Below are 9,358 nucleotides of genomic sequence, written 5' to 3'. Positions count from 1 at the left end.
GGCCGTTGGTGGACACGCACAGTTTGATGTCCGGGCAGTCGCGGGCCACCAGCTCCATCGTGGCGAAGGTGCGGCGCGCGTTCGCCAGCGGCTCGCCCGGCCCGGCGACGCCGAGCACGCTCATCTGCTTGATTTCGCTGGCGACCCGTTTGACCTTGGCGAGCGCCTCCTGCGGGGACAGCAGCCGGCTGGTGACGCCGGGCCGGCTCTCGTTCGCGCAGTCGAACTTGCGGTTGCAGTAGTTGCACTGGATGTTGCAGCCGGGCGCGACCGGCACGTGCATCCGGGCGTAGTACTGGTGGGCTTCCTGGCTGTAACAGGGATGGTTCGCGATCTTGTCGGCGATCTCCGGGTCAAGGCCGGTAGCGCCGCTGCCGCAGCCCCTGGTCGACGCGCACCCGCCGCCGGGTGGCGCCTGCTGGCCAGCCGCCTCCTTCCGCGCGGGCACCGGCCGCTCGCCGGCCCGCGGGGAGGGCAGCACCGTGAGCGGGATGGACCCCTCGGTCATGCCGGCTCACCTCCTTCGTGACGGGCCTCGTGGCTTGCCACGACGACGGCCGGTTGCAGTTCCTTCTCCAGGCATCCGACGACTCGGCCGTTGGTGAACGCGACCGCGTAGACGATGTGCTCCTGCAGGTAGAGCCCGACACCGCGGACATGTCCCACAGACCCTGCGTCCACCAGGACGTCACCGACAGCAATGCCGGGCTCCGGGTAGGTCCCGTCGTTACGCAGTACCTTGACGGTCACGACCTCGTCGCCGACATCGAACGCAGCCCTCATCGCGCACTCTCCTGTGATTCGACGGTGACGGCGTCCAGCGCGACGAACGCCCGCGGGGCACGGTCGGCCAGGACCTTGAACAGGCGGTGGTCCAGTGCGGTGCCGGTGGTGAACGCCTCATGGGCGTCGGCGAGCGCCGCCCGATATGCCGCCATGCGGGCATCCGGCGCTGCCACCGCGGCGTCGATCCGGGCAACCGCGGCGGAGAAGTGCCGAAGGATGTGCAGCCGGTTGACGGCGACCACCCGCGGATCGTAGGGGACATCGAGGACCTCGAAATACTCCTCGGCGGTCCCGGCACGGCCGAAGGCCGCCAGCAGGCCGCTCATCGAGCGTCCACCTTTGCCAGTTCTCGTTCCAACCGGTGGATCTCGACGTAGGCGTTGTAGGTCGCGGTGGCCGTCTCAATGATCTGCTCCCAGCCGACCGGCAGGTCCTCGGCCAGGTCATGCAGGTCGAGCTTCAACCTGGTAGCGAGGCTGTTGAGCTTCTTCAGCTTCGTCTGCAGCTGGGGGATCTCGTCAGAAGTCGTCACGAGCCACCTCCGGGTAGGTGCCGACGAGTGCGGCGGCGGCGTTTACCAGTGCCGCACCACGCTCGGCGAGATGATCGATGGAGTCGAAGCCGAACCGGTGGGCGTCGCGCAGCACGTCGCAGATGACCACAAGCCGGCCGACGAACACCACGACTCGGCCGAACCCCTCCTGGCTGAGGTCCAGCACATAGCTGGTGACCTGGCCGGTGGCCTTCTCGATGCCGGCGGCGACCGCCTGGTAATAGGTGCGCAGCCGGCCCTCGGTCGCCGGATCGACGTCACAGGTGATTCCGAGCTCGCGGCGGCGTGCCGCGGTGAGCACGAACGGACCGAGCAGCTTCTCGGCGCCGAGCCGGTCGAACTGCCCGTAGGTGTCGCCAGCCCGCAGCTGGTCGACCAGGTCACGCACGAAGCCGTTGCCGATGGCTGCGCTTACGTCATGCCCGGGGCCGGCCATGCCGCTCATCGGGGGTTCCAGGTGGGCGCGAGATCCGGCGAGTGCTGGCGCAGGACCTTGCGCAACCACGGCGGCGGGTTACCAGCGAGCACGCCTTGCAGCCGCTCGATCAGATCGGTCACCCGGGTGTCCTCAGCCGTCTTCACCGGATGGACCTTGGCCTTCACCACCCGGGCCGCGGCGGACCCGCCGATCGCGCAGACATGGAGGATCGAGCAGTCGGCCACCGCCGCCAGCCTGCTTTCAATCTTGTTGTCCTCGTCATCGCCGGCTGGAGCGAGCGTGCGCGTCTCCATCAGCTCGGCCGTGGTCGCCGAGACCTCGTACACGTCGAACCGGCAACACAGCCCAAAATGCTGGTCGACGGCGCTGCCGTCACTCGTGGCAAATGCGACTTTCAGCACGTCAACTCCTCATAACGCTTGTTCGACCGGGTCGGGGAATGCTCACGTCCCGATCCGGCACACCGGCCGGAGCGATAATCAAGAAGGCAGTTGGCCGCGTCGACAAGCAGGTGGAGGCTGCCGCGGTAACCCGCGGTGGCCCGCAGCTGCGCGCCGAGACGGTCATAAACCGGGAAGCCCACGGCCAGGTGGGCCGCGCCGATCCGGTTGGCCACCTCACGACCACGGCTGGACGCGACGACGAGCTCGGCCCCGGCGGCGGCGGCCCGTTCAGCGAGATCGACGAAGTCACCGACGACCACCTCGTCCCAGGGCGCCCGCTCCAGAACCGCGGCCTCGGTCGGAGACACCGCCGCGACGATCTCCGCGCCCGCGTCGTAGAGGAGCGAACCCACCGCGACGAGCTGTTCCGGCTCACCCGCCAGCGCGACCCGCGCGCCACCGAGGACGAAGTGGCTGTCCATCAGGCCGTCCGCGAGGCGACGCCGCCACCGGCGGACCTCCTCGGGTGCGGGCACACCGCCGAAATCCATCAACGCGTGCACCAGCCGGTCGACCGCCGCCAATCCACTCAAATGATCATGAGCCGTGAGAGGTGCGGCCGCGCGGGCGGCCAACACCGCTCCCGCGCCAGCGGCAGTCGCGCCGATCGCCGCCACCGCGCCCGAAGCTCCGAGACCGAGCAGGTCCGCCACGCTCGTGCCACCGGTGGTCAGCGGCGACCAGGCTTCGTCGAGATGACCGTCGAGTGATCCGGACAGGTCCGGGACGAGTACCGGGGCAAGCCCGAACGCCCGCACCAGCCCGGCCACCTCGTCGAGGTCGACAGCGGACAGCGACGGGCCTACCAGCACCGCCAGCTGCTCCGCACGTGTCGTACCGGCAGCTGGGACCGCTCCGACCAGGGCCTCCAACGCGGCCGCCCAGCCGTCCGACAAACCACCGCGGAAGTCCGGTGTGGACACCGGGACAACCAGCGGGTGCCCCTGCGCCGGAAAACAGGAGGTCCGCGGCGCGTATCGGGACGTCCGCAGGACACCGAGCAGGTCCTCACCGTTGACCTCCGTCATGCCGGTGGTGAGTACCCCGATCACATCCGGATTATTACGTTCAGTAATAGTATCCAGCGCGGCAATAACCGAATCGGAGGCGCCGAGTACCGCTGTGACCTCGGTGACCGCGGTGGTCTGCAAAGGAATCGGTTCGCGGAAGTGACGTGTCAGCAGGGCCTTGGCAAACGCCGTGCAGCCCTGAGCACCGTGCAGCAGCGGGATCGAGCGCGCCAGCCCCAAGAAGACCAGAGCACCGCCGAGAGGTTGGCTGTGCTTGAGCGGATCGAACGCCGCGCCGGTCGCGCCGGGCACCACACGCGCCATCAGCTCGCCCCGTCCGTTCCCGCGGCGGCTGGCCGCTCCCACGGGGCTGGCGCGCGGACCTGCTCCCAGACGGGGCTGGACAGCGCCAGGTCAAGACGGCGGGCGAACTCCACCATCCCGGCGTAGCCAGCGAAAGCGTGCTGCCGTTCCTGGTTGACGTCCAGGAACGGCAGCCTGCCCTTGAGCGCGGTGTACTGGTTACGCCCACCGGCGATGAGTATGTCGGCCTGGGTCTCGCGGACGAGCCGCAGCAGCTCCGCCGGATTCCCGTCCCTGATCACCCGGCCGTCCGGGCCGAGCAACGAAACAATCTTGTCGACGTCGTCGTCGGTGCTCTTCGTCGCTCCGGAGGCAACGACCTCCACCCCGAGGTCCTGCAGTGCCGAGACCAACGACCAGCTCTTGACGCCGCCGGTGTAGAGCACGGCACGGGCCCCGGCGAGCCGTTCCCGGTACGGGGCGAGCGCCGCCGCGACGTCGGCCTCCTCGGCGGTAATGAGCTCGTTCGCGCGCCAGGCGAGCTCGTCACCGCCGAGAAGACCCGCAAATCCACGCAGCGTCGCGGCCATCGCCCGCAGGCCGTAGAAGCTGCCCTCGAACCACGGGATGCCGTAGCGATCCTCCAGCCCGCGGGCGAGCGAGAGCAGCGCCCGCGAGCAGACGACCATCGTCGCCCGGGCACGGTGGGCGGCGGCGACGTCGGCGTACCTGGCGTCGCCGCTGATGCTCGCCAGCACTCGGATGCCGAGCTTGGCAAGCACCGGGGCGACGTCCCACAACTCGCCGGCGATGTTGTACTCGCCGACCAGATTCACGTCATACGGGGTGCTGAACGCCGGCTCGACCGTACCGATCACATGTTCCAGCAACGCCTGACCGGCGAGACGGTTGCCGAAGTTCTTACTGCCGGCGAAGCCCGGCGCGTGCACCGGGACGACCGGTATCCCGGTCACGGTCGCCGCCGCCGCGCACACCGCGTCGATATCGTCGCCGATCATCGCGGTGACGCAGGTGGAATAGACAAAGACGGCGGGTGGATGGTGGCGCCGGGCGGCCTCGACGATGGTGTCGTAGAGACGCTGCTCACCGCCGAAGACCACCTCCTGCTCGCCGATGTCGGTGGCGAATCCGCGCCGGTAGAGCGTCGGACCGGAGGAGAGGCTGCCCCGACCGTCCCACGAGTTGCCGGCACAGGCGATCGGGCCGTGCACCACATGGGCGACGTCGGTGATGGGCACCAACGTGATCATCGAACCGTCGAACGCGCAGCCACCGGCGGTGCCGCCCGGCTTGGGTTTCGGGCATCCCGCCTTCCGCGCCGCGGGCTCCTTGGTACGGTTGTGATCGCATGCCGGCTCGTCGAACAACTTGCCTGGTTCGACCGTGCCGCGGGTCAGGGCAGCCATGTTCACCTCAGCGAATGACGTCGAAGCTGTGGTCCGGGGCGTTGCGGTCGAGCTCGTCGAGCACGGTGTTCACGAACTGGGCGAGCAGGTTGATCCCGCCCTCGTAGCCGACGATGGGGAACCGGTGCAGATGGTGCCGGTCCGGGATGGGGAAGCCGACCCGGATCAGCGGCAGGTTCGCCTCCCGCGACAGGAACTTCAGGTACGAGTTCCCGACCAGCAGATCGACCGGCTCGGTGAACAGCAGTGACCGCAGGTGCCACTGGTCCTTGCCCGTCCAGACCGTGGCGTGGCCGCCGTAGGGGCTCGCGGCGAGGACGGCTTCGGCGCGCTGCTTGAATTCCTCGTCACCGTTGGTGGACACCACGTGTACCGGCACGATACCGAGCTCCAGCAGGAAGCCGAGCAGCGCCACGACAAGGTCGGGGTCACCCATGACCGCCGCGCGCTTACCGTGCAGGTAGGCGTGTGAGTCGGTCATCGCGTCGACCAGCCGGCCGCGCTCGGCGGTGACGGCGGCGGGGACCTTGACCCCGGTGAGGGCCGCCACCTCGGTGACGAACCGGTCGGTGTTGCCCACGCCGATCGGCAGCGGCACCGTGGCGGTCTGCTGCCCCCACTCGGTGCGCACCAGCTCAGCGGTCTTACGCGTGGCGCTCTCCTGCAGGAACAGGGTCGCCTTGGCGTTGATCGCATCGGCGGCCACCGGCAACGGCGTGCCGCCCGGGTACAGTTCGTAGTCTCCGGTGGCCGGCGAGTCCAGAGCGTCGGTGTGGTCGCCGAGCAGGACGTGCTTGACGCCCAGCAGGGTGAGCAGCCGCTTGATCTCGCGCAGGTTGCCGGTGTAGGTCTCGAAGCCCGGCACCACGTTCAGCGTGCCGTTGGACTTCTTCGCTTTCTTTCCCGCGTTCAGGTAGGAAAGAATACCCTTCATCATGTTGTCGTAGCCCGTGAGGTGCGAGCCGACAAAACTCGGGGTGTGCGCGTAGGGTACCGGGTAGTCCGCGGAGATGGCACCCTTCTCCCGGGCTATACCGATAAAGTTCTGCAGGTCGTCACCGATGACCTCGGCCATGCAGGTGGTGGAGACCGCGACCATGTCCGGCTTGTAGAGCGCGGTGGCGTTCTCCAGCGCCTCGATGAGGTTGTTGAGGCCACCGAAGACGGCGGCGTCCTCGGTCATCGACGACGACGCCGCCGGGAACGGCTCCTTGAAATGCCGGGCGAAGTAGCTGCGGAAGTACGCTACGCAGCCCTGGGAACCGTGAACGAGCGGGAGCGTGCCGGCGAACCCAATAGCCGCGAGCAGCGCGCCGAGTGGCTGGCAGGCCTTGCCCGGGTCGATGGTGAGTGCCTCCCGGGCGAAGTTCTTCTCCCGGTACTCCCAGGAACGGGTCCAGTCCGCGACCCGAGCGATCTCGGCGGGGTCGGCGGGGTCCTCGAACTCACGCTTGCGGTCGAACTGCTCCTGGAAGTGCGGAGCCTTGAACAGCTCGTTGTGGTCGAGCACGCGAAGAGGTACGGGATTGTCTGTCATGCGAACGCCCTCTTATGTAATCGATGGGGAGGAAGGAGCGGCTTCCCCCGGACAGCTGCTTGCGCCGCGATCCGGGAGAGACCGATTCGCTACGGCGGACTGGCGTACGGGGCCGCCCGGCCTGCTTCCGGCGATCGCGCTTCCAACGGAACGCGACCAGCCCTCGGCCGGCGCCTTTCACAACCTGGCGGGGCCACTCCCCCGGCGGCTCGGGAGCCGATCAGAAAACGGTTCCCGAGCCGCCGGATCACCAGGTCGGTCACCCCGGCCCGCCGTCGGCGCGCTCACTGCCGCGCTCGCGCCGACGGCTAGGGCGTGTTTCGAAAGCCAGCTGTCCGGCTCGCCACGCCCAGGCGGCCCCTGGCCGCGTTCTCGGCCACACCGATACCACTCATCCGGTAACGGTGTGGCCCGCGGCCTTGCCAGGAACCGCCTGAACGCGGCTCCCTGATCGAACGACAACTTTCGAAACACACCGTAGGGGCCTACGCGGCGGCCGTGGACCAGGGCGCCTGGAACAGGTTCCAGGTCGGGCTGTTGATCGCGATGTCCATGTCGCGGGCGAACACGGCGAAGCCGTCGACACCGTGGTATGGGCCGGAGTAATCCCAGGAGTGCATCTGGCGGAAGGGAAGCCCCATCTTGTGGAAGACGTACTTCTCCTTCACGCCGGCACCCATCAGGTCGGGCCGCAGCCGGCGGGCGAACTCCTCCAGCTCGTAGGCGCTCGGGTCGTCGTAGATCACGACGCCCTCGCCGAGCTCGGGGTTGGTGCGGCTGTAGTCATCCTTGTGGGCGAACTCGTAGCCGGTACCGATGATCTCCATGCCGAGATCCTCGTAGGCGCCGATGGTGTGCCGCGGGCGCAGGCCACCGACGAGCAGCATCACCCGCTTGCCCTCCAGCCGCGGCCGGTACTCGTTGCGCACCAGGTCGAACAGGGGCTGGTAGCTGGCGATCGCGGCCTCGGTCTTCTCCTTGATCGTGTCATCGAAGAACGACGCGATCTTCCGCATCGACTCAACAATCTTGGTCGGGCCGAAGAAGTTGAACTCGGTCCACGGGGTGCCGAAACGCTCCTCCATCGTGGTGCAGATGTAGTTCATGGAGCGGTAGCAGTGAATCAGGTTCAGCTTGGTCATGTGGCTGGTGGACAGCTCGTTGAGCGTGCCGTCGCCGGACCACTGGGCCACCACCCGCAGGCCCATGTCCTCCAGAATGCGCCGGGATGCCCACGCGTCGCCGCCGATGTTGTAGTCACCGATCAGGGCGACGTCATATGCGGTCTGCTTGGTGGTGTCCCGGGTGCCGAGCACGATGTCCCGGATGGCGTCGTTGGCGATGTGGTGGCCCAGCGACTGGCTGACGCCACGGAAACCCTCGCACTTCACCGGGACGACCGGCATGTCCAGCGCTTCGGACGTCTCGCGCGCGACCGCGTCGATGTCGTCACCGATCAGGCCGATCGGGCACTCGGACTGGATGGAGATACCTTTGGCCAGCGGGAACAGCTCGGAGATCTCCTTGCAGATCGCGGCGAGCTTCTTGTCACCACCGAACACGATGTCGCGTTCCTGGAAGTCGCTGGTGAACTGGAACGTGACGAAGTTGTCGACGCCGCGGGTACCGTGCGAGTAGTTGCGCCGGGAGGCCCAGGAGTACTGGCCGCAGCCCACCGGGCCATGGCTGATATGGACCATGTCCTTGATCGGGCCCCACACCACGCCCTTGGAACCGGCGTAGGCGCAGCCGCGGATCGTCATCACGCCAGGGCGCGACTTGATGTTGGACTTGACCTCGCACTCCTTCGACCCGTCAGGGTCGTTGGGCTTGATGTGCTTGGCCCGGAACTTCGCGGCCTTGGCCGGATACCCGGCGAGAACATCGTCGATCATTGCCTGGGTGTCGGCGACCGGCGTCACGGGAGGAGTCACGGGAGGAGTCACGACAGACCTTTCTGATGAGAAGTTCGCCTGGTCACGCGACCGCGGTGGCCTTCTGGCCGACGATTGACTCGTCCTCCTGCTCCATGATCCCGAAGTCGATCAGGAGCTCCTCGAGCTCGTCCATGGTGATCGGCGTGGGGATGGTCTTCATGTCGTTCTCTTCGATCTTGCGTGCCAGTTCCTTGTACTCATTCGCCTGGTTGGACTCGGGCGCGTACTCCAGAACCGTCATCCGGCGCAGCTCGGCGTGCTGAACGATGTTGTCGCGGGGCACGAAGTGGATCATCTGGGTGTTCAGCCGCCGCGCGAGCTCGGTGATGAGCTCGTCCTCACGGTCGGTCTTGCGGCTGTTGCAGATAAGCCCACCGAGGCGGACACCACCGGAATGCGCGTACTTCAGGATGCCTCGGGCGATGTTGTTCGCCGCGTACATGGCCATCATCTCACCGGAGGTGACGATGTAGATCTCCTGGGCCTTGCCCTGGCGGATCGGCATGGCGAAGCCGCCACACACGACGTCACCGAGGACGTCGTAGCAGACGAAGTCGAGGTCCTCGTAGGCGCCGTTCTCCTCGAGGAAGGTGATCGCGGTGATCACACCACGGCCCGCGCAGCCCACGCCCGGCTCGGGACCACCGGACTCGACGCAACGGATGTCGAACTCACCGGACAGCAGCACCTCCTCCAGCTCGAGATCCTCGACCGAGCCCTTCTCCGCGGCCAGGGCCAGAACCGAGGTCTGCGCCTTCGAGTGCAGGATCAGACGGGTCGAGTCCGCCTTCGGGTCGCAGCCAACGATCATGATACGGTTGCCGCGAGTAGCAAGCGCCGCCATCGTGTTCTGCTGAGTGGTGGACTTACCGATACCACCCTTGCCGTAAAAGGCGATCTGCCTCATCGCTGTGTGCTCCTCA

Annotated in this window: 11 protein-coding genes; all 11 read right to left on the bottom strand. The window is 67.3% G+C overall.

Features of this window, described 5'->3' with window-relative positions; translation table 11 throughout:
- The coding region (locus MJ777_RS09465) for a radical SAM protein (protein ID WP_239375286.1) at positions 1-508 on the bottom strand (508 nt) is incomplete at its 3' end.
- Entirely contained in the window at positions 505-783 is a 279-nt protein-coding gene (locus MJ777_RS09460) for a nitrogen fixation protein NifZ (RefSeq protein ID WP_239308103.1), read from the bottom strand. The genes MJ777_RS09460 and MJ777_RS09465, both read right to left, overlap by 4 nt.
- Positions 780-1,112, bottom strand: coding sequence for a nitrogenase-stabilizing/protective protein NifW (locus tag MJ777_RS09455; RefSeq protein ID WP_239308102.1), 333 nt, complete (start codon positions 1,110-1,112; stop codon positions 780-782). Before MJ777_RS09455 ends, MJ777_RS09460 begins: the two co-directional genes overlap by 4 nt.
- Positions 1,109-1,318, bottom strand: coding sequence for a CCE_0567 family metalloprotein (locus tag MJ777_RS09450; RefSeq protein ID WP_239308101.1), 210 nt, complete (start codon positions 1,316-1,318; stop codon positions 1,109-1,111). Before MJ777_RS09450 ends, MJ777_RS09455 begins: the two co-directional genes overlap by 4 nt.
- Entirely contained in the window at positions 1,305-1,784 is a 480-nt protein-coding gene (locus MJ777_RS09445) for a NifX-associated nitrogen fixation protein (RefSeq protein WP_239308100.1), read from the bottom strand. The genes MJ777_RS09450 and MJ777_RS09445 overlap by 14 nt, the downstream gene beginning before the upstream one ends.
- Positions 1,781-2,179, bottom strand: a complete 399-nt coding sequence (nifX, locus tag MJ777_RS09440) for a nitrogen fixation protein NifX (RefSeq protein ID WP_239308099.1) — start codon at positions 2,177-2,179, stop codon at positions 1,781-1,783. The genes MJ777_RS09445 and nifX overlap by 4 nt, the downstream gene beginning before the upstream one ends.
- Positions 2,173-3,555 (bottom strand): nitrogenase iron-molybdenum cofactor biosynthesis protein NifN, encoded by a 1,383-nt coding sequence (nifN, locus tag MJ777_RS09435; protein WP_239346902.1) that lies wholly within the window; start codon positions 3,553-3,555, stop codon positions 2,173-2,175. Before nifN ends, nifX begins: the two co-directional genes overlap by 7 nt.
- On the bottom strand, positions 3,555-4,961 hold the full coding sequence (gene nifE / locus MJ777_RS09430; protein WP_239308097.1) for a nitrogenase iron-molybdenum cofactor biosynthesis protein NifE: 1,407 nt from the start codon (positions 4,959-4,961) through the stop codon (positions 3,555-3,557). Before nifE ends, nifN begins: the two co-directional genes overlap by 1 nt.
- Before the next feature lie 7 nt (positions 4,962-4,968).
- Positions 4,969-6,498: a nitrogenase molybdenum-iron protein subunit beta gene (nifK, locus tag MJ777_RS09425; protein WP_239308096.1), complete on the bottom strand. Its 1,530-nt coding sequence runs from the start codon at positions 6,496-6,498 to the stop codon at positions 4,969-4,971.
- A 485-nt stretch (positions 6,499-6,983) separates the two neighbouring features.
- Positions 6,984-8,393, bottom strand: coding sequence for a nitrogenase molybdenum-iron protein alpha chain (gene nifD / locus MJ777_RS09420; RefSeq protein ID WP_308127747.1), 1,410 nt, complete (start codon positions 8,391-8,393; stop codon positions 6,984-6,986).
- A gap of 82 nt (positions 8,394-8,475) precedes the next feature.
- Positions 8,476-9,342, bottom strand: a complete 867-nt coding sequence (nifH, locus tag MJ777_RS09415; RefSeq protein WP_239308094.1) for a nitrogenase iron protein — start codon at positions 9,340-9,342, stop codon at positions 8,476-8,478.
- Between the last annotated feature and the right edge of the window lie 16 nt (positions 9,343-9,358).

This window comes from Protofrankia sp. Cj5, assembly GCF_917627405.1.
GTDB lineage: Bacteria > Actinomycetota > Actinomycetes > Frankiales > Frankiaceae > Protofrankia.
The sequence above is the reverse complement of the archived record's forward strand: the minus strand, read 5'-3'. Positions and strand labels throughout refer to the sequence as shown.

Bases quoted from the DNA above. Each gene is read 5' to 3' on its own strand.
- MJ777_RS09460 (WP_239308103.1), bottom strand. From the start codon at position 783: ATGAGGGCTGCGTTCGATGTCGGCGACGAGGTCGTGACCGTCAAGGTA.
- MJ777_RS09455 (WP_239308102.1), bottom strand. From the start codon at position 1,112: ATGAGCGGCCTGCTGGCGGCCTTCGGCCGTGCCGGGACCGCCGAGGAG.
- MJ777_RS09445 (WP_239308100.1), bottom strand. From the start codon at position 1,784: ATGAGCGGCATGGCCGGCCCCGGGCATGACGTAAGCGCAGCCATCGGC.
- nifN (WP_239346902.1), bottom strand. From the start codon at position 3,555: ATGGCGCGTGTGGTGCCCGGCGCGACCGGCGCGGCGTTCGATCCGCTC.
- nifE (WP_239308097.1), bottom strand. From the start codon at position 4,961: ATGGCTGCCCTGACCCGCGGCACGGTCGAACCAGGCAAGTTGTTCGAC.
- nifK (WP_239308096.1), bottom strand. From the start codon at position 6,498: ATGACAGACAATCCCGTACCTCTTCGCGTGCTCGACCACAACGAGCTG.
- nifD (WP_308127747.1), bottom strand. From the start codon at position 8,393: ATGATCGACGATGTTCTCGCCGGGTATCCGGCCAAGGCCGCGAAGTTC.
- nifH (WP_239308094.1), bottom strand. From the start codon at position 9,342: ATGAGGCAGATCGCCTTTTACGGCAAGGGTGGTATCGGTAAGTCCACC.